Consider the following 19,457-nt stretch of genomic DNA (forward strand, 5'->3'; position numbering starts at 1 on the left):
TAATTCGAGTGGTCCGCACCTGCGCCCGCCGGCTGCATCATCACGGAAGTGCGGGAAGCCCACCTCGGTGTGGGCAAAATGGGCACAGTCTCTGAGCCTTTTCCAACCTCACGCTGAGGCGTGATGAAGGACGAGGACGGCCTGGACGATCGCTGTGATGCGGTTGGTGCTGCAGCGGAGTTTCCGTAGGAGACGCCAGGTCTTCAGGGTGGCCATGGCCTGCTCACCGAGGCAGCGGATCTTGGCATGTGTGCTGTTGTGGCGGCGCTGCCACCGCTTGAGGCGACGGCCGCGGAAGGGAACCCGGATGGAGCCGCCGGCGCCCTGATATGCCTTGTCGGCCCAGCACTTGAGGTCGGCGTCGGCGAGTGCTTCGACGATGCCATGGGTGCGGGTGGCGGTCAGGTCGTGGGTGGCACCGGGCAGCGCGGGCGAGGCCCACAGCAGGCGGCCGAACGGGTCGGTGAGGACGTGGACGTTCATGCCGTGGCGCTTGTGCTTGCCCGAGTAGTACGGGGTGTCGGCGGCGATTCGGTCGATCGGAAGCAGGGTGCCGTCCAGGATCACGAACGCCTTGGTCCGCGCGATGCGCATAGCCTCGGCCAGGGTGGGCGCGAGGGCGGCCAGTACGTCGACGGCTTCACGTATGTAGCGGTATGCGGTCGCGATGCCGATCCCGAACCCGGCGGCGAGCTGGGTGTAGGTGTCACCGCACCGCAGATGGGCCAGGGCGAGGAGAGCCTGACGGCCGGCGGTCAGACGTCGCCACCGGGTCCCGATCTCTCCTCGCCGGGCAACGAGCCGTCCGGTCAGGAACCGCAGGGTGCGACTGGACAGGTCGATAGACGACGGGTAGACAAGCATACGAAGCTCCTGGCGGACGGTGGATCTTGGTCGTGAACCCGTCTACCAGGAGCTTCGTCGTTCCGCAGATCCGTCCAACACGCGACCAGCGCCGTCAGGTTGGAAACGACTCACTGCCGCAGTAAATGCGTACACCTCGCCTGCGGCGGCCGGAGAGTCCGCCGCAGGTCGCGGTGATCACCGTAGGGCTCCGCCGCAGTAAATCCGGTATTTACTGCGGCAGACCCCTGACGAGCCATCAGGCGACGGAAGTCCGATAGACAGACCCCGAAAGGAACCACCACTACCGCTATCCGCTGTACCGCTGGCCCTCACGAAGAACGCAGCCCCGAGCGTTACACAGCGCTACATGTCCGTTCGCCGTAGATATACGAGAACAGGGCCTACACGGGTGCCTCCCCCCAACGGCCAGCTGACCCCGACGGAACGGACAGTCAACCGGGCACTGGCCACGCCCCGAGCTCCTGTCGAACGCGGTATGGCACGGCTCAAGTCCTGGCGAATCTTCCGAAGATCGCGGTGCAGCCCGAACCCCATGACGTCAATCGCCAAAGCCGTCTTCACCCTCGAGAGACAACGCTGAAAACGCTCATTGAGCCTCTTCAGAGTGGGCACCGGACGGGTGACGGGTCCGCGTGAAGGGTGGGCTGCGCTGAGCGCGATCGCGCAGGTCGATCGGCTGTCAACGGCAGTTGGACCCTCCCCCTTGTGGGGTCAAGTTGAAAAGGCTCAATGAGAGCCGCGCATGCCACCACGCCGGCCTCTGAGAAATGAGCGACCGAGGACAGCCGGAAATTACCTCCAGGAGGCTCGGCCCCAACCGGTGGTGCTTGGGCGCCACGGTCGGCAGGACCGGCGGGCGACCATGTGCTCAGACCTCCCGCCAGGCCGGGGCTGTGCCCTGCGGCCCGTCACGAGCCGTGGCGCGGGCGCGGCTCGCAGGACTGAATGAGCTTCTTCAACTCGAGCCTCGGTCGAGGACAGCCAACAGGGGCTGGCCTGCACGGACGCTTTCGACGCGTTCCCTGATCGGTGGGCGAGTTGAAGAAGCTCGCTGAGGGCCGACCGGTTCGGGACATCTGGACAAACCAGAAGTCGACGCTCTCCCAGCTTTGTTCTAGCTGGTCAGCGAGAAAAGCATGACTAATGTCATCGTCAACTTTGCGCCAGTGTCGAATCAGCGCCGACGGTCAATATGGACACGCCCTTTCTTGTCGTGATGTACGTCACGTCGACAGGGCTTGATTTCAACCTTTGTAATATTCATATAGTGGTGCTTGCAAGGGGGAGGTTGAACGATCGTTGGCGAGCGGCTGTCGAATCAGGGAACTCAGTCGATGCTCGGAATTTCGGCCATCAATGGGGTGGCCTTTAAGGTCTGTTCATTTCATGGGCGGTGTTCCGCTAGAGCGTTCTGTACTGCTCCATGTTGGGCCGCACTTGCCTTTCATTCGCGAAATGAGTGCATTTCTGTCGGCATCTAATCGCGTTCGGTCGGTGACGCTTTCAATACCCCAACGCCTTGATCGAAATCAACAGGAGGAATGGAACATGGGCAAGATAGCCGCCTTTATGAACCAGCAGGAGCTGGGCTCCCTCGAGGACGGTCTGACGAAGACCGACGGCACCCCCGTCATGGCCACCCCGGCCGTGGCGGTTCCGGTCACCGTCAAGATCACGGCTGGCATCGTCGCCTTCACCATCCCGGTGGGCGCGTACGTCGCCGGCCGTGTCGTCAACTAAAGGCCGTCAGGCATTCCGAGCATCGTCGAAGAGGAGATCAGAATGACTCACATCATCGAAAGCGTGCGGTCGATCACGGAGCCCACTCTGACGGAGGGCCAGAAGGACCGGCTCACCCGCACCATGCCGGTCGCCTTCACCCCCGCCGTTCTCGTTACCACCCCGTACGCGGGCGGCGGCCTCGCGGCCGGCGCTGCCGTGGTCGGCGCCTATGAGCTCGGCCGTGCCGCGGGCGGCAAGTAGAGAGCACCGTCAGTAGCCCCTTGTCATGAGGGTGAACTTCTGAAGCCGCTCGGAGAGTGAACTCTGCGCGCAAGAGGCGAGCTGTCGGGCCGCGCCGGAATCGCGGCCCGACAGCTTTCACATATTAGCTCACCCCATGGTTCAGTCGTGAGGAATCTCCTGTGAGACGAATTAAGAAGCTTGCCTCGTCGCTTTTCTCTCCGGTGCCGATATCCCGGGACCAGGCTCTGGGTATGTCTGAGCGGCTTTCCGCGCTCACTACTCTCTCCTCCTCCCTCGAATACCTGCACCAGCACAAGCAGATGGATCCTGGTGGTCTCAACGACTGGGAAATCATGAAGGAGGCGCCGGAGACCAAGAACCTGGCCATCCGCCGACTCACCGAGGCCGTCAGCGGCAAAAAGGTGACGGTGGCGATACACACCGCCCGGGCGGCTGTGAGTCTGGGGCTCCTCTTTTCGGGCAGCAGCAGATGGCGCGGGGCCGGAAGTCTCTTCCTCACGGCTTCCACCTCTCTCTTGCAGACCCGCCACCGCTACGGCACGGACGGTTCGGACCAGGTGGCGAACCTGGTGCAGACCGCCACTGGCCTTGCCCGCCTCTCGAAGAGTCCGCAGACCAAGGACGCGCTCCTCTGGTACGTGGCACTGCAGGCGAGCCTGTCCTACGCGGCCTCCGGGTGGGTCAAACTCCTCGGCGATAAGTGGCGCGACGGCTCGGCCCTCCCCGGTGTGATGCGCACCCGTACCTACGGGTTCGAGAGCGCCTACCACCTCACCCAGCGCTATCCGAAGACTGCGAAGTACCTGCAGTACGGCGTGCTCGCGATGGAATGCCTCTTCCCGGTTGTTTACCTCGCCGGAGGCAAGCTGGCCCGTCCGATGATCGCCGCAGCGGGCAGCTTCCACGTGGCCAACGGCTTCGTCATGGGACTCGGCCGCTTCATGACGGCCTTCCCCGCCATGCATCCCATGGTCGCCTACACCACGGCTCCCAAGTCCCACCCGTCGGTAGCGGGACGCGACGACCGCGCGGTGAAGGCCGCGGCCCTGCTGCTTGCCGGCGGTGTCGTCGCCGCCGCTGCGGTCGCCGCCCAGCGCCGTGCCGTAGTCCTCGAAGGCTGGCCCACGTCGCGCAAGTGCGTCACCCGGCATGGCAACGAACTCATGTACGAAACGGGTGGCCGGGACGACGAGACGGATGCGCCGATGCTCGTCTTCTGTGCCGGACTCACCTCGACGTCCGAGCACTTCGCCTGGATCACCGAGCGGTTCGTGAACGACTCTGACAGCGCGGTCGTCTCCTACGCGCGAGCCGGGTACGCGGGCAGCCTCCGGCGTACCAATGCGCCTTTCGTCCTGGAGGAATCCGTCGACGACCTGGAGGACCTGATCCGCGCCACGGTGCCCGGGCACCGCAAGGCGGTACTGGTCGGGCACTCCCTGGGCGGAGAGCTGATCCGCCGGGTCTCGGCCCGCATTCCGGACCGTGTCGCCGGCCTGATCTACCTCGACCCGTCCCACCCTGCCGAGTTGCTGCGCTCCGAGCGCCAGAGCGAGGGGGCGAAGGACCTCAATGACAACATCACGCACGCTGCCCGCTACCTCTCCATGGGCACCGGCATCCTCATGAGCCGCCCTGGGTGGCTCGACAGGCTCCCTGCGAACTACCGGGACAAGGTGTTCGCCCAGTACACCGACGCCCGGCTGTGGGCGGCGGGGAAGCGCGAATGGGCGGCGGTCGAGAAGGACTTCAGGTCCTTCGATGGTGACCTGCCACAGGTGGCGGCACCCGCGCTGATCATCGCGGCGCAACAGACCGTCGACCAAGACCCCGAACAGCTCCTGATGTACAACGAGCTCGCCCGGGCGCACCAGCGCGGCGACGTCAAGGTCGTCGAAGGGGCCGACCACGACTCCCTGCTGACCAACGCGCTCTTCGCCCACAAGACGGTGCAGCACATGACCGCCTTCATGAAGGACAGCACGGGCGGCGAACACAGCGAGTCCGTCATCGACGAGCAAGGAGCACCGAAGTGAACCCAGCAGCCCTGGTCAAGGACGCGTTCACCGGTCCCGGTTCCCTGGCGCGCGTCGTGGGCGCGGGGATGCTGGTGGCGACCGTCGCCGCGCAGCACCCGCACCCGGCGTTCGACCGGGTCCGCTCCCGAGACCTGTTCTCCGTCGTTCCGAACTGGAAGTTCTTCGCACCGAACCCGGCGACCCACGACTTCCACTATGTCTACCGCACTCTCGACCACACGGGCGGGACGTCCGAGTGGAGTGAGATCGACATGATCGAGCCCAGGAAGATGCACCAGGCGTTCTGGTTCGCCACCCGCCGCCCGGAGAAATCCGTGTTCGACCTGTGCACGGCCATCCTTCAGCAGGCCACCAAGACCGGCGCGACGGAGGTGCAGAAGACCTCCTCCTACCGGGTCCTCGCCGAGTTCATTCGCAAGACGATCCGCGACCAGCAGGGCGATGAGAACGTCAAGGGTTTCCAGTTCGCGGTCGTACGGGCCGCGGGCCACGACACCAATGAGGAACCCGAGCCCCTGTTCATCTCCCCCTACACCCCGATGCGCCGGTTCGGCCCGCACCTCGCGGCGGCCTGAACACCACCGGGAACCACCGCCACACCGAGCACCAGTGTTGGAGAACGCGCCATGACCACCCCCCCCATCCCTGCCGACGACTTCGTCGGCTATCTCCGCACCTACACCGCCGACGCGTTCGCCTCCGAACAGAGCGTGGAGGACGTCTGGGTCCGCTACCACGTGCCGAACGCCACTCATGTGGTCAACCGGAAGCAGCGTGACCGGGCCGGCGTCCTGAAGAACCTCTCGCAGTGGCGGGCGGACCAGACGCCGTACGAGCTGTGGATCCACGATGTCGTGGTGGACGGCTCGCGCGCCGCCGCCCGTTACACCATCAGCAAGCCTTTGGTGATGCAGGTGCGGCACAACACCGAGACAGTGATGTTCGCCGACCTCGCTGACGACGGACGCGTAGCGTCGACCGTCACCACCGCGCGGTCGACCTACGGATGGGGCAGCTCCGACGGGACCTGGGACAGCGGTGCGGGCTCCGTCGGTGTGCCGAAGGGTGCTCCGACGGACCCGGCGGCCTACCTCACGACCTTCGGGGAGCTGGCCAAGGACCCGGACGCGTCCCTCGAAGAGGCATACGACCGGTTCCACACCCCCGACTCCGTCCAGTTCATCAACGGCACTTCGCTGCAGCGCCCGGCAGCCCTGCAGGCCCTCGCCGCCGCCCGCGACAAAGGCCCCGACTACACCCTGGACATCCACGCGGCGCTCTCCCAGGGGAACCGATTCGCGGTCCGTTACTCCATGGTGCCCTCGCGGCACGGACGCCCGGCGAGCGAGATGGAGGTCTTCACCTTCGGCGAGCTGGCCGACGACGGGCGCGTCCGCCTCCTCCGCTCAGCAATGCAGACCCGGAGCGGCTACTGGCCCACCTGACCCGCGCCGGACCACGCCGGCCCCGGACATCGCCCAAGGGAAAGTGACACTCCGCATGACCAGCACAGTTGCAGACATCGGCTACGGCACGCAGTTCGCCACGTGGTACGACCGGATCTTTCCCAAGGGAGGCGACGCGCAGGCCACGGCAGACGTCCTGGCCGGGCTCCACCCCGACCCGGGCGCCGGGACCCTCGAGTTCGGGGTCGGCACGGGGCGCATCGCCCTTCCGCTCTCCCAGAAGACCGGCCAGGTGATGGGAGTCGACTCGTCCCCGGAAATGCTCGCCCAGCTGGCCGAGGCCGGGAGCGAGAACGTCGTCCCGGTGCATGCGGACATCCGCACCTATACCGACACCCGCCAGTACGGCCTGGTGTACGTGGTGTGCGGAACGCTGTCGATGCTGCTCAGTGCCGAGGACCAGCAGGAGGCGGTGTGCCGCGCCGCCGAACTGTTGACCCCCGGTGGCCGGCTGGTGGTGGAGACCGGAAACCTCCCCGCGGTTCAGGCGCTCCACGACGGCCAGGCCCGCTGCACTCTCTTCACGCCCTACCCGGAGCCGGGGACGGGGCTGCAGACCCACTCCACGCTCTCCTCCGAGATCTGGCAGTGCTCCCACATCTGGTACGAGTCCGACGGCAGCACCCGAGTGGGCAGTGAACTGGCGCGCCTCACGACCCCCGACGAGGTCGACCGGTACGCGGCGGTGGCCGGGCTCGCCCCCGAAGGCCGCTACGCCGACTGGAGCCTCTCCTCGTACACCGAGCAGTACCCGATGTTCCTGACCACGTACACCAAGAACGCCTGAGCCACGCCGGTGTACGCCAGCAGTACAAGAGAGGATCCACTGATGACAGCAGACCGTGCGGTGTGGTTCGCGGTCGCGTTCGTCTTCGCCGCGCCGAGCATGTCCGCGTTTTTCCGTGAGGACGGGCGGTTCACCAGACGGGCGGTGGCTCTGGGCGTCGTCTTCGCCACGAGTGTCGCGGCGATCGTGGCCATCGCCTTCGGGCAGGCCCCGTCGTGAACTTCTCCGCGATCGTCCGACGGCACAGGGTGCTCCTTATCGTCGGCATCCTCCTCGGGCTGGGCGGCACCGCCGCGACCCTCGTCCAGCCGCTCCTCATCGGCGACCTGATCGAGGCTGTCGCCCTGGACCAGTCGGTGACCTGGCCGATCCTGTCCATCGCCGCCCTGTTTGTCGCCGACGCGGTCCTCGGCGCCACCCACTTCTACCTGATCGGCCGGGCGGGCGAGGACATAGTCCTCGACATGCGCTCCACCCTCACAGGGCGTTTGCTCCACTCGCGAATACGGGCCTTTCACAAGCTCGAGCACGGTGATGTGTTCACCCGCACCGTCTCCGACACCTCGCTCGCCCGAGTCGCCCTGTCTTCGTCGGTCGCCCAAATGATCACCGCCGGTTTTACCACCGTCGGCTGCATCGCCGTCATGGCGTGGATCGACTGGCAACTGCTCCTGGTCACCGCGGGCTGCCTCGGTGTCGCCTCCGCATTGGCGCTGATCTTGGCCAGAGCGGTCCGAAAGGCCGCGGTCCAGAACCGGGAGGACACCAGCGACTACGGCTCTGGGCTCCTTCGGGTCCTCGGCGCGCTCACCACCGTCAAGGCCTCCGGCGCCGAGCGCCGCGAAGCCGAGCGGATCGAGACGCTCGCCAAGGCCGCGCGCGGCAGCGGGATCCGCGTGACCCGTCTGTCGGCGATGCTGATGCCCGCGATGAACGTGGGCACGCAGGTCTCCCTCGCGGTGGTGATCGCCTGGGGGATGGCGCGCACGGCCACCGGAGCACTCTCCGCTGCGGACCTCACCTCCTTCATCATGTACCTCTTCTACCTCGTCTCGCCGCTGGTGATGTTCTTCATGTCGCTGGGGGAGCTGCAGCAGGGCCGGGCCGCCATCGACCGTGTCAACGACCTCGCCACCGTCGACCAGGAGACCGCCGAGATCTCTGCGGGCCTCGTGGCGACGCCGAACCTGGACGAGTCCGACGACTTCCCCGCCGTTGAGTTCCGGAACGTCACCTTCAGCTACTCCGACACCGCTTCGCCGACCCTCGACGACGTCTCGTTCACGCTCCCCGCCACCGGCATCACCGCGATCGTCGGGCCGTCAGGCGCCGGTAAATCCACACTGTTCCATCTGATCGAACGCTTCTACGACCCAGACAAGGGGGGGATCCGGCTCTTCGGCGAAGACATCTCCCTCCTGCCGCTCCGGGAACTCCGCTCCCGCATCGGCCTGGTCGAGCAGGGCTCCCCGCTCATGCGGGGAACGGTCCGCGAGAACCTCGTCTACACGCGGCCCGACGCCACAGCGGAGGAGATCGCCCAGGCCGTGGAGGCGGCCCATCTCACCGACGTCATCGCCACCCTGCCAGACGGCCTCGACACTGCCCTCGGAGAGGGCGGCACAGGGCTCTCCGGCGGCCAGCGGCAGCGCCTGGCCATCGCCCGGGCCCTGCTGACCCGCCCTGCGGTCCTGCTTCTCGACGAGGCCACGTCAAACCTCGACTCGGACTCCGAGACCGCCCTGCGCTCCGCCCTTACCACCATCGGCGCCACCTGCCAGGTCCTCACGATCGCCCATCGCGTCTCCACCACCGTGGGCGCCGACCACATCCTCGTGATCGAGGAAGGCCGACTGAGGGCCCGCGGCAGCCACCCAGAGCTGATGGCCGGCGACCCCACCTACCGACGACTGGCCAGCCAGCAGTTGGCCCCCCTCGGATCCGCATGACGACCGACCCGTCGGAACCTGCTGCTCCAGCATGGCAGGATGCGGACAATGACCGCACTGACACACCTGCGAAGAGGTGCACATGCCCGTGATCCTGTGGAAGCGCTATGGCTTGGTGTTCGCCGCCGGCGCCCTGTGCCTCGTGGTGAACGCACAGGGGACCGGCCCGCTTTGGTACACCGGCGTGGCGCTGCTGATCATCGGCCAGGTCATGCGCGTGACACTGATCCGTGCCCAGCGCCCGCCCCTGGACCGCGAGCCGGTCCTTCTCCGACTCCCCGTCACCGGACGCTGGCTGGCGCTCAACGGCCCGGCGACGAAGGTCCCCAGCCACACGCACAGCCACGCGCAGACGTACGCCATCGATCTTAAGTACGTACCCGAGGGCAGAGGTGAGCGGAGCGCGCCGCAGGCCCCACCCTTCCGCTGGCTCTGGCCACTCGCCCGGAGCCCTCGCCTCTACCCCACCTTCGGCATGCCGCTGCTCGCGCCCGCCGACGGAGTCGTCGTCGCGACTGCGGGCCGACAACGCGACCACCTGTCGCGCATGTCGTTCCCCGCCTTCCTCTTCCTCTATCTGGAAGGCTTCGTTCGCAGTCTCGGCTGGCCGTGCCACCTCATGGGCAACCACATCATCCTGGACCTCGGCGACGGCGCGTACGCGGCTTTCGCACATCTGCGACGCGGCTCGCTGCGGGTGGCTCCGGGCGACCGGGTGACGGCTGGCCAGGAGATGGCTGAATGCGGCAACTCCGGCAACTCGTCCGAGCCGCACCTGCACTTCCAGCTCATGGACGGCCCCGACGTGATGACGGCGCGAGGTGTGCCGTTCGCGTGGTCCTATCGCGATGACGACGGCGTGGAACACACCGGTGTGCCCGAGGACACCACGCACTGCGTCCCCGTCGCACCGCTACCGGAGCGCTCCGCATGACGTGCGGGCTGTCCACGGGACGGCCTGTGGCTCGGCAGGGGCTCTCAGCCTGCCGAGGTGATCGGGCCTTGACCCCTGATGTTGAACACACGAGACACTGGATCCTGAGGATCTGAGAACGGACATCTCGTGGTCATGAAGAACTACCCGCCGCAGTTCAAGGCGGATGCGGTCGCGCTGTACGAGTCGCGGCCGGAAGCGACGATCAGGTCGGTCGCCGCCGATCTGGGGATCAACCCGGAGACGCTGCGGGACTGGGTCCGGGCGGCCGGGGTGAGCCGTCCCCGGGGGCGGTGGACGCAGGAACCAGCCCTGCCGTCGGTGCCGCTGGAGGCCGAGAACGCCGCCTTGCGGAAGAAGGTGCGTGAGCTGGAGGAGGAACGGGAGATACTGCGCAAAGCGGCGAAGTATTTCGCCGGGGAGACGCGCTGGTGAACCCGCTCCAGTGTGTCGCCGACCTCCAGCGCCGTTACGGCGTAAAGCGGCTCTGCAGCATCCTCGGCGTGAGCCGCTCGAGCTTCTAGTACTGGCGCCGGACGGCTACGGACCGGGCCGCCCGGCAGGGGGCCGACGCCCGTCTGGCCGCCCGGATACGGGCGGTGCACCGGAAATCGGACGGCACCTACGGAGCCCCGAGGATCACCGCCGAGCTCCGCTAACGAGCTCGTGCATGGTTGGCGGTAGCGCGTCGAGGGCTGCGGATTGGCCGGTGTGTTCACGTTCGCGTATCTCTGGCCATCGTGGCGGTCTGCTGGTGGGAGAGTAGTCCGGCGACAGCTTGGACGATGTCGCTCATGTGCTCACGGCGGCCGTGGTGTCGTGCGAGGGATCGCCAGTTCTTCAGATGGCCGATGCCGTGTTCGACCCGGATGCGGCGTGAGGAGTGCGCTTTGCGCTGCCGTTCGTACATCTCCTCGTACCACTGGGGCGGGTTCTTCTTGAACTTGCGGTGCGGTGGTGTCACCACGCGGCCGCCGGTCTGGGCGCCCAGGCCCTGGTAACCGGCATCGGCGAGGATTTCCACGGCGGGCCCGTCGGCCAGGAGCTTGACCAGGCCCAATTTCCGGGCGTGCGTGATGTCCGCGCAGCTGGCTGGCTCGGCCGGGCTGCAGAACAACAGCCTCCCTATGGCGTCCGTGACGACCATCGACTTCACGGCGTTCTGCTTGTTCTTCCCGGAGATGAACTTCTCCCGGTCCCTGCGTCCGGCGGCCGGACGACGCACCCGGACCTCGGTCCCGTCGATGATCCCGGTCTGCCCGCTCGCGCCGAGATGGGCGACGACCTCGGCGAGCGTGCGCAGTCGGATGTCGGGCGCGACGGTGCAGCCCCGGATCGCCAGCAGCGGCCGCACTTCACCGATCGCACGCGTAATGGTGGAGCGGTCGACACCGAACCAGCAGGCCAGCACGTCATGCGTGGCGCCATGACGGAGGTGCACCAGCGTGGCCAACAGGCGGTCGACGAAGACCAGCTTGTGCTTGGCCCCGGCACCGACGGCCCGGCGGCGAGGGCGTGACGTCAGCACGGCCTGGTGCCGCTCGTGCCACAACGGGCCGATTTCGGTGATGAGTTCTGCGATCACGTCGGGCGTCAGCCCGGTGATCCGCTGGCTACGGATGATTGCTGCACGCGCCCGGTTCCCCACCACACGGATCATGATCAACGATCAAGGTCTCGACGCGCTACCGCCAACCATGCACGAGCTCGTAAGGGCTGTCCCGTAACTGCTGGTCACAGATGAGATGATCTTGGCGTGGCTGGTGTGATCACGGCGTCGGAGCCGTCCTGGATTGCCCCGTTCAGCGGGCTGAGCACGAGGCAGTTCGGGAAGCTGGTGACGGTGCTGCGTCGCGAGGGTGCGGACGCGGTCCGCAAGGGCCGGCCGTGGAGCCTGCCCCTGGAGGACCGGGCACTGCTGGTCGCGGCGTACTGGCGCACAAACCTGACCATGCGGCAGCTCGCCCCGCTGTTCGGGGTGTCGAAGTCGGCGGCGGACCGGATCATCGACCACCTCGGACCGATGCTCGCGCTCCAGCCCCGCAAGCGATTCGCCAAGGACACCGTGCTCATCGTGGACGGCACACTGGTCCCCACCCGGGATCACACCATCGCCGAGCGGTCGAAGAACTACCGGTACTCCACCAACCACCAGGTCGTCATCGACGCCGACACCCGCCTGGTCGTGGTGGTCGGACGGCCGCTCGCCGGCAACCGCAACGACTGCAAGGCATGGGAGGAATCCGGCGCCAAGGCCGCCGTCGGCAAGACCCTCACGATCGCCGACGGCGGCTACCCGGGCACCGGACTCGTCATCCCGCACCGCCGAGAGCGCGGACAGGCCGGACTCCCGGACTGGAAAGAGGAACACAACAAGTCCCACAAGCAGGTTCGAGCCCGCGTCGAGCACGTCTTCGCCCGCATGAAGACCTGGAAGATCCTCCGCGACTGCCGCCTGAAGGGCGACGGCGTCCATCACGCCATGCTCGGCATCGCCCGCATGCACAACCTCGCCCTCACCGGATAAACCGGCGGTCCGCACAACGGCCTCCCCCATACCCGAGGCGACCCGAAGATCATTTGCGGGACAACCCTTAGGCACAGCCCTGCAGTCGATTCGTCTACTGACGACCACGCACAGTCACCATCCGGCTGGGGTCGCAGGGAATCAACGACGGTTGAATACGAGAGCCCACCAGTACCGAGGCCGTACACCTGGGGAAATGAAGCTCAGCGACCTGCAGCCGGTGATGACGCGCCGCCGAGAGGAGAACATTAGCTACAGCCGTTTCCGCGCCGACCCCGCTCTCGCCACGCTGGACTGGCCGGACGACGTCCTGGAGCAGTTCCTCTTCGACCACGGCGACAACGCCCCCTTCCTCCACGACTACGGCCACCTCGACCTACGGCACATCGCCTGGCGGCTGGAAACCCTCTCCGCAGCCGACTTCGACGACATGCCCACCGGGGCAACCGACGCCGACTGCATCGAGGCTTACGCCAAGCACCCCGTGCACTGGGTCACCGTCCGCCCTCCAGAGGTGGGCCGGCACTGGGAGGAGCACGGGACCTGGATGCGCCCGCCGCTCCTCATCGACCGGCGCCTCCTGGACCCGACGCACAGCGGACTGCAGGTCCTGGAGGGCCGCACCCGCGTAGGAGTGCTACTCGGCCGCCTCCGAGAGCAGCTCCGTGTCGCTCCCACCCACCAGGCATGGGTCGGGCGCCCTGTTGCTCAGGGGGCGGGGGTGTAGGTGACGGTGGTGCCGTCGCAGGAGGAGGCGATGTCGAGGAGGGCGGTCTTCTCCTGCTCGTCGATGGTGAGGTTCCAGCGCAGCTTGGTCGCGGTCCACTCCGCGCCGTACCGGCACAGAGCTCCGGGGGCGGGCGGCAGCCACTCGGCGGGGTCCTGGTCGCTCTTGGACCTGTTGGTGCGTGCGGTGACCGCGACCAGCGAGGACGCCTGGCCCTGGTCGTTGGCGTAGGCCTCGCGGCGAGCGGCTGTCCAGGCCGACGCCCCGGAGTCCCAGGCTTCGGCCAGGGGCACCATGTGGTCGATGTCCAGGCCGCGAGCCCCCTCGACGGTGGCCTCGTCGTAGTACGAGAACCAGGTGCCCCCGGTGATGGTGCACCGGGGCCCGACCTCGGGCGCGATGGTGGCCTCGGCGAGCAGGACTTCCTGGCGGGTGTTGCAGCCGTCCGTGGGGTTGTCGCCGGCGGTCCAGTGCTTGAACGCGGTCCGGGAGTATCCGGTCCTGGATTCGTCGGCGGACTGGAGAGCGGCCACGGCAGCGTCGATCGGCAACACCGTCGGGCCAGCCTCGCTCGTCTCGGCGGCGGCGGAGGACGAGATGGGGAGAAGGGCGGCCACGGCGAGGGCGGCGGCGGTACGCATCAAGGTGATCTTCACGGGCGGGCTAACGACTCTGCCACCAGCAACGTCACGCCATCCGATTGATTGGTCCTGTCCGCTCAGGCGCCACGCTCTACCCCCGGACAACACCTGGTTACCCAGGCCCCAGACGCTGTCACGCCCCCGAAGCTCTGCCGAAGTGGTCCTCTGCGAAGCCGACCGCTGCCCGTCGGCAGCTCACCGAACTCGGCCGTTACTTCACACGCAGTGGCGGCCGTCTTGGCGAGCTCACCGCCGGCACCACGCCGCCGGCGGTTCCAGCCCCGGGCGTATTCGACGTGGACCAGACGGTCATCGGGGCCTGAGACTATAGAAGCGGGGCGAACCAGACCTCGTAGGGCAGCAGTTGACGATGGAGACAATGCGCACCATGACACTGGCACTGAACAAGGAATGGGCCGTCGGCGCCCTTATCGGGGGTGGCGGCTTCGGGGCCGTGTACGAGGCGGTGAGCACCGACGGCGAGAAGGCGGCGGTGAAGCTCGTACCCAAGGCTCCGGGAACCGAGCGCGAAATGCTGTTCACCGACCTGGACGGCGTCCGTAACGTGGTCCCGGTCATCGACAGCGGCGAGCGCGAGAATGAGTGGGCCCTGGTGATGCCCCGGGCCACGAAGTCGCTGCGTGACCACCTCCAGGCCCACCGCCGGCTGCCCCTCAGTGAGGCGGTCGCTGTCCTATCCGACGTCGCCGAAGCGCTCGCCGACCTCAAGGACCGGAAGGTCGTCCACCGCGACCTCAAACCGGAGAACATCCTGTTGCTCAGGGGCCACTGGTGCCTGGCCGACTTCGGCATCGCCCGCTACGCCGAAGCGAGCACCGCGCAGCGCACCTTCAAACTCCACGGCACCCTTCCGTACATGGCTCCCGAACGCTGGAAGAACCAGCGGGCCACCAGCGCCAGCGACGTCTACGCCCTGGGTATCCTGGCCTACGAGCTCCTGGAGGGCACCCTGCCCTTCACCGGGCCGAACGATCATGACTACCAGGACCAGCACCTGCACGGAACCCCACCGCCCCTTGCTACCGCTCCGCCTCTGCTGGCCGCGCTGATCACCGAATGCCTCTACAAGGCGCCCCAGGCACGCCCCGCGGCCGGCAACGTGCTCGCCCGGCTGGGACGGATCTCCGCCGCCGCGCTCTCCGGTGGGTTGGCCGCGCTCGCGGAGGCCAACCAGGGCGCCGTCTCACGCCAGGCCCAAGAAGACCGCCGGGCCTCGGCACACGCCACCGAGACCGACCGGCGCAGTGCTCTGTTCGAGGCCGCCACGACCTCCTTCGCCTTCATCGCCGACTCCTTCCTCACGACCCTGACGAACGCCGCTCCGAACGCGAAGGTCCACAAGGGCCAGCAGGGCGGGTGGACCATCCGAATCAACGACGCCGAGCTGACCCTGTCCAGACCGAGGAAGACCGCCGCCGAGTCCTGGCGTGCCGAGTCGACACCGGCACCGTTCGACGTCATCGCCTCTGCCACGCTCTCGCTGAAGGTCCCCGCCAACCAGCACGGGTACGACGGGCGAAGCCACTCCCTCTGGTACGCCGACGCCCAGATGGAGGCCGAGTACCAGTGGTTCGAGACGGCCTTCATGGACACCCCGTTCCGCTCCGTGGCGAGCACCACGGCACCCTTTGCCCTGGACCCTCACGTCGAGTCACGCACCGCCATCAGCCCGACGATCGGCATGCACCAGGTGGCCTGGCCCTTCACGCCCCTCGCCATCGGAGACCTGGACGAGTTCATCGACCGATGGGCCACCTGGTTGGCCCAGGCGGCGAACGCTCGACTCGCTCACCCCCGCCAAATGCCGGAGCACAACCCCCAAGGCTCCTGGAGGCGCTGATTACAGAGTCGCCCGCGGCTTGAACGGGCACCGCCTGTTCTTGACCGAGGAGCCTGAGCGCGGGGACGGCGCGGTGCCCTCTCTCGTCACATGTCTTGCCGGGCCGGTCGGATGGTTGGGCCCGGTACGGGCGTCATGTCGGGGGAGCGCCCCGAAGATCCCAGGGCCTACACGCACACCAGTGCGATGCCGCAGCTCAGGGCACCCGCACCCCAGTGGGTGTTGGGCCTGGGGGGGGCAGCATCGCTGGCCCAGGTTCAACCAAGGGCCCTGGGCCGCCCTGCGCCCCGGAGGCCCTTCGCCGCTCACCAGTCGTCGGGCGCGCTGCCCACCCATGCGACCGGCTGGCCTTCGCCGTTGCGCCCCCAGTGCGGTTCCTCCATCGAGGTCTCGTGCCCGTCGGGCAGCACGCAGATCCGACCCCAGCGGCCGTGCTTGCCCGCGCAGAGCCCAGCGAGCCCGTCCGCGTCGCCTTCCGCCACGGCCTGGTCGTAGCGGTCCTGGAACGACTGGAGACGGGCGCCCAGCTCCGTGCCCATCTCCGTCTCCGCCGCCTCCACCCGCTCCCGCGCCTCCTGGACGCCGAGGTCGGACAGCACGGCCGAGATGACGTCCTCCGCCTCCGCGAAGGCCCTGGTGCGGGCGTGCCACCGCACGGCGTCCCGCACGCGCTGCTCCCCGGCCTCGTGCTCGCTCGTGCCCATCACGCCGCTCCTTCCGTGGCCGCCCACTCCAGCCCGAGGCCGGCGAGCGCGGCGAGCTTGTCGACGGTCAGCTTGGCTCGGCGGCTCTTCTGGTTCATGACCCACACCCCGAGCTTCACTTCAGACCCGTCCGGCATCGCCTCTACGTGACCCCTGGGGACCGTCACAGAGCCCGTGCGGGCCTTGTACTGCGCCAGGGCCGCAACGCCCCGCTCGAAGGCGCTCACGGGCGCCGTGGACGGCTCCGTCGGCGCGGCCTGCTCCACCGGGGCCGGGGCGGCGGCGAGCGGGGTGACGCCGACGGCCTCCAAGCGCTCGCGCTGCCCGTCGGCCAGGGCCGCCCACACCTCGGGCTTCCGCTGCCGGGCCAGCCACTTGCCGACGTCCATGCCGTGCACGGTGAAGCCGGGCAGGACCTCCGCCGGGCCGTCCTCGTCACGCACCAGCTCGCGCAGCGTCGCGTAGTGCCGCTGCCACTCGGTCGGCCACGAGGGGTTCCAGTCCTCGTCCACGGCCAGGAGCGCGGCCTCCCACTCCGGGTGACCCTCCAGCGCACCGGGACGGCGCAGGTTGGACAGCCACTGTCCCACCGGCTTGTCGAGCGCGGCCGCCGCCCGGGGAGCGCACAGCGTCCAGTGCTCCGCGAAGTACACCCGGGCCGCTGCCAGGTTCTCCTGGAACCGCGCGTCGGCCGCCGACCAGGCCATGCCCAGCTTCTCCAGCCGCGCCGCCCGCCGGCCGTTCATCTGCCCCGCCCCGTACGCCCGTCGCTGCTCCGCGACCCAGGTCCCCAGCGGAAACGCGCCCTCCTTGTGCTCGTACGGCACATTCGCGTTCCCAACCCGCTCCGCGTACTCCTTGAGCTTCGCCCAGCCGCGCGCCCAGTCCTGCCGCTCCGTGTCGATCACGTTGAAGGAAACCCAGTTCGCGACCATCACCGGATCACGCGGAGCCGCAAACCGGAGCAGGAGGCGGGTTTCTTCCTCGTTATCGGCGGGCGCGGCACCGATGTACTCGGAGGGCTGCGCGACGTCTTTCTGAGGCTCCTGCGGAATGGCTAGCAATTCTACGGCCTCTTCATCGTGAGCCCGCAGACCCTCAAGAACCTTCACCAACGGCTTATACGAACCGGAAGTGAACATATCTTCCGGGCTTTCATCAGGCTGGAGAAATACCGGCACGATCAGAGAAGCGAGCTTTCCCTGCCCGGGCTTCTGGCGCAGCGCGCGGCCGATCGCCTGAACGATGTCGTGCGGCGCGCCCTTGGGGTCCAGCAGGGCCACCGAGTCCACGGCCCGGATGTCCACGCCCTCCCCCAGGACGCGGCAGTTCGAGAGCACCGCGCGCCGGGCGGTGGAACCGAACTTGCCCAGCACCTCCCGCCGGCGCTCCGGCACGTGCTCACCGCACAGCCAGTCCGCCCAGATCTCCGACGGGTACTTCTCGGGCTGGTCCGCGTGCAGCCGCTTGGCCACGCGCTGAAGGCCCTCCGCGTACGCCGCGGCCTCTATGGTCCGGTGGTGGAAGGTGATGCACGTCTGGAGGTTGTGCTGCTCCATCGCGTGCAGCAGCGCGGCCTGGAGCGCCCCGAGGCGCTGCCCGCGGACCTCCTCGGTGTGCCGCTCCTCGCCCATCAGCCGCTCGGGCGTGACGACCGGGTCCTGGAGCTCCAGGACGATGATCTGGTACCGCGCCAGCAGCTTCCGGGACACCGCCGACGCCAACGACAGCTTGTAGAGGACCGGCCCGAAGACCTTCTCGTCGTCCATGGAGGCCGCCATCTCGCGCGGCAGCGGGTCACGCACCCCCTCGGCGACCTCGCGGTTCAGCCGCTCCTCCCAGATCCGCGGCGTCGCCGTCAGGTACAGCCGGCGGTACGCCGGGATCTTCGTCTGGTCGTGGATGTCCGCCCACGCCTTACCCATCGAGCCCGACGTCCTGTGCGCCTCATCGACCACCGCCAGGTCCACCGGCGCGAGCTTCTGCCCGTAGGCGCCCTCGAACGCCTCCACCAGCACGCCCAGCGAGGCGTAGGTGGCGTAGATGGTCACCGGCCCTGTGGAGTGCCACAGCGCCAGCTGTACGGGGTTCGTGGTGGAGCGGACGCCCAGGTGCCACAGTTCCGGGTCGTCCAGCGGCGAGCACACCATGACCGCCGGCCCCTTGTGCCCGGCCTCGCTCCACGCCTTCACGGTCTGCGCCAGGAGATCCAGGGTCGGCACCACTACGAGAATGCGTCCCTTGGGCACGATCCGCTTTGCGGAGGCCGCCGCGATGATGGTCTTTCCTGTTCCGCACGCTGCGTGCACCTGCCCGCGCAGACCATTCCAGGGAATGCCGCCCGGCGGGATATCGAGGCCGCGCGCGATGGCGGCTACGGCCTCAATCTGGTGTTCACGCAGTTTCACGGCCATTCCCGTGTTCTCCTTTTCGCGGAATGCGACGCGTAATAGGAATGAGAGTCCGGCGCGGTGAGTGGCGGGCCGGGGTGGTGGTGTCTGGTCCCAGACTTTACACACCCGGCACCCCTGATGCATCACCCACGCGACAGGTTCGCCCTGTAGGCTGATTCTTGGCTGAATCCCGCCCCGCATGCACGGTTCATAGGGTATGCTGGCGGGGTATTCGTGAACGTGAGCGGCCGGTTTCGAGGGTGGGGGAGTGGTCAGGGTGGAGCGCAGCGGAGCCCGTCACTTCGGTGAGGCCGGCGCCCGACCGGGCCGTCGGTCCGTCACTCCCGTCGCGGGGGTGGGGGGTAGGAACCTCAAGCCCTACACAGGCCCGCGCGTGATGCACCTTTCCCTCGTAGCCAGCCTGGGTGATCGCGCTTGCGCGATCACCTCGAATTCGCGCTTGCGCGAATTGCCTTCCGTCGGGAATTCCGTTTACGGAATTCCATTCCGGCGCTTGCGCCGGAATCCGAATTGCGCTTGCGCAATTCGCGCTCTATGCCCCGGCTTGCCGGGGCA

At 67.7% G+C, this 19,457-nt stretch carries 19 protein-coding genes and 1 pseudogene; 15 read left to right on the forward strand and 5 right to left on the reverse strand.

From position 1 onward, the window contains the following. Positions 1–108: 108 nt before the first annotated feature. Positions 109–864, reverse strand: a complete 756-nt coding sequence (locus ABZ863_RS29360) for a transposase family protein (RefSeq protein WP_358542174.1) — start codon at positions 862–864, stop codon at positions 109–111. 397 nt (positions 865–1,261) lie between these two features. Between ABZ863_RS29360 and ABZ863_RS29365 the strand changes: the two are divergent. From ABZ863_RS29365 to ABZ863_RS29420, 12 genes and pseudogenes are all read left to right on the forward strand, one after another. Further along, positions 1,262–1,447, forward strand: a pseudogene (locus ABZ863_RS29365) (transposase family protein); the annotation flags it as partial. 968 nt (positions 1,448–2,415) lie between these two features. Next, complete coding sequence (locus ABZ863_RS29370) at positions 2,416–2,607, forward strand: hypothetical protein (protein WP_037788156.1); 192 nt, start codon at positions 2,416–2,418, stop codon at positions 2,605–2,607. 42 nt (positions 2,608–2,649) lie between these two features. Further along, positions 2,650–2,850 carry a hypothetical protein gene (locus ABZ863_RS29375; RefSeq protein WP_023423356.1) on the forward strand — a complete coding sequence of 67 codons (201 nt, stop codon included), beginning with the start codon at positions 2,650–2,652 and terminating at the stop codon, positions 2,848–2,850. A gap of 233 nt (positions 2,851–3,083) precedes the next feature. Continuing rightward, positions 3,084–4,889 carry an alpha/beta fold hydrolase gene (locus ABZ863_RS29380; protein ID WP_234025470.1) on the forward strand — a complete coding sequence of 602 codons (1,806 nt, stop codon included), beginning with the start codon at positions 3,084–3,086 and terminating at the stop codon, positions 4,887–4,889. Further along, positions 4,886–5,467, forward strand: coding sequence for a hypothetical protein (locus ABZ863_RS29385; RefSeq protein ID WP_023423358.1), 582 nt, complete (start codon positions 4,886–4,888; stop codon positions 5,465–5,467). Before ABZ863_RS29380 ends, ABZ863_RS29385 begins: the two co-directional genes overlap by 4 nt. 51 nt (positions 5,468–5,518) lie before the next feature. Beyond that, positions 5,519–6,337: a hypothetical protein gene (locus ABZ863_RS29390; protein WP_023423359.1), complete on the forward strand. Its 819-nt coding sequence runs from the start codon at positions 5,519–5,521 to the stop codon at positions 6,335–6,337. Between the two features lie 55 nt (positions 6,338–6,392). Then, the gene (locus ABZ863_RS29395) at positions 6,393–7,145 is read left to right on the forward strand and encodes a class I SAM-dependent methyltransferase (RefSeq protein WP_023423360.1); all 753 of its coding nucleotides are present in this window, start codon (positions 6,393–6,395) and stop codon (positions 7,143–7,145) included. Between the two features lie 42 nt (positions 7,146–7,187). After that, a complete protein-coding gene (locus ABZ863_RS29400) occupies positions 7,188–7,364 on the forward strand; it encodes a hypothetical protein (protein WP_157875472.1) in 177 nt (58 codons plus the stop codon). Next, positions 7,361–9,094, forward strand: coding sequence for an ABC transporter ATP-binding protein (locus tag ABZ863_RS29405; RefSeq protein WP_023423361.1), 1,734 nt, complete (start codon positions 7,361–7,363; stop codon positions 9,092–9,094). Before ABZ863_RS29400 ends, ABZ863_RS29405 begins: the two co-directional genes overlap by 4 nt. 82 nt (positions 9,095–9,176) lie before the next feature. Next, positions 9,177–10,028: a M23 family metallopeptidase gene (locus ABZ863_RS29410; RefSeq protein ID WP_358542181.1), complete on the forward strand. Its 852-nt coding sequence runs from the start codon at positions 9,177–9,179 to the stop codon at positions 10,026–10,028. Between the two features lie 135 nt (positions 10,029–10,163). After that, positions 10,164–10,463, forward strand: a complete 300-nt coding sequence (locus ABZ863_RS29415) for a transposase (protein WP_078539200.1) — start codon at positions 10,164–10,166, stop codon at positions 10,461–10,463. 143 nt (positions 10,464–10,606) lie between these two features. Continuing rightward, positions 10,607–10,687, forward strand: a complete 81-nt coding sequence (locus ABZ863_RS29420) for an IS3 family transposase (RefSeq protein ID WP_078539201.1) — start codon at positions 10,607–10,609, stop codon at positions 10,685–10,687. Between the two features lie 56 nt (positions 10,688–10,743). On the opposite strand, the gene ABZ863_RS29425 is transcribed toward ABZ863_RS29420, so the two are convergent. Continuing rightward, a complete protein-coding gene (locus ABZ863_RS29425; protein ID WP_358542185.1) occupies positions 10,744–11,676 on the reverse strand; it encodes a transposase family protein in 933 nt (310 codons plus the stop codon). Between the two features lie 108 nt (positions 11,677–11,784). Here ABZ863_RS29425 and ABZ863_RS29430 point away from each other — a divergent pair, with 108 nt between their 5' ends. Next, on the forward strand, positions 11,785–12,555 hold the full coding sequence (locus ABZ863_RS29430) for an IS5-like element IS112 family transposase (RefSeq protein WP_037788157.1): 771 nt from the start codon (positions 11,785–11,787) through the stop codon (positions 12,553–12,555). Between the two features lie 196 nt (positions 12,556–12,751). Next, entirely contained in the window at positions 12,752–13,282 is a 531-nt protein-coding gene (locus tag ABZ863_RS29435) for a hypothetical protein (protein ID WP_358542188.1), read from the forward strand. On the opposite strand, the gene ABZ863_RS29440 is transcribed toward ABZ863_RS29435, so the two are convergent. Then, a complete protein-coding gene (locus ABZ863_RS29440; RefSeq protein WP_358542191.1) occupies positions 13,264–13,923 on the reverse strand; it encodes an HNH endonuclease family protein in 660 nt (219 codons plus the stop codon). The genes ABZ863_RS29435 and ABZ863_RS29440 overlap by 19 nt on opposite strands. A 388-nt stretch (positions 13,924–14,311) precedes the next feature. On the opposite strand from ABZ863_RS29440, the gene ABZ863_RS29445 reads away from it, so the two are divergent. Beyond that, positions 14,312–15,784 (forward strand): serine/threonine-protein kinase, encoded by a 1,473-nt coding sequence (locus tag ABZ863_RS29445; RefSeq protein ID WP_358542194.1) that lies wholly within the window; start codon positions 14,312–14,314, stop codon positions 15,782–15,784. A gap of 305 nt (positions 15,785–16,089) precedes the next feature. Here ABZ863_RS29445 and ABZ863_RS29450 read toward each other — a convergent pair whose 3' ends face one another. Then, positions 16,090–16,488 (reverse strand): hypothetical protein, encoded by a 399-nt coding sequence (locus tag ABZ863_RS29450; protein WP_358542197.1) that lies wholly within the window; start codon positions 16,486–16,488, stop codon positions 16,090–16,092. Next, positions 16,488–19,082, reverse strand: a complete 2,595-nt coding sequence (locus tag ABZ863_RS29455) for a Helicase associated domain protein (protein ID WP_358542200.1) — start codon at positions 19,080–19,082, stop codon at positions 16,488–16,490. Before ABZ863_RS29455 ends, ABZ863_RS29450 begins: the two co-directional genes overlap by 1 nt. Positions 19,083–19,457 lie beyond the last annotated feature (375 nt).

Origin of the sequence: Saccharomonospora sp. NPDC046836 (assembly GCF_040645195.1) — a bacterium.
Classification (GTDB): Bacteria; Actinomycetota; Actinomycetes; order Mycobacteriales; family Pseudonocardiaceae; genus Prauserella_A.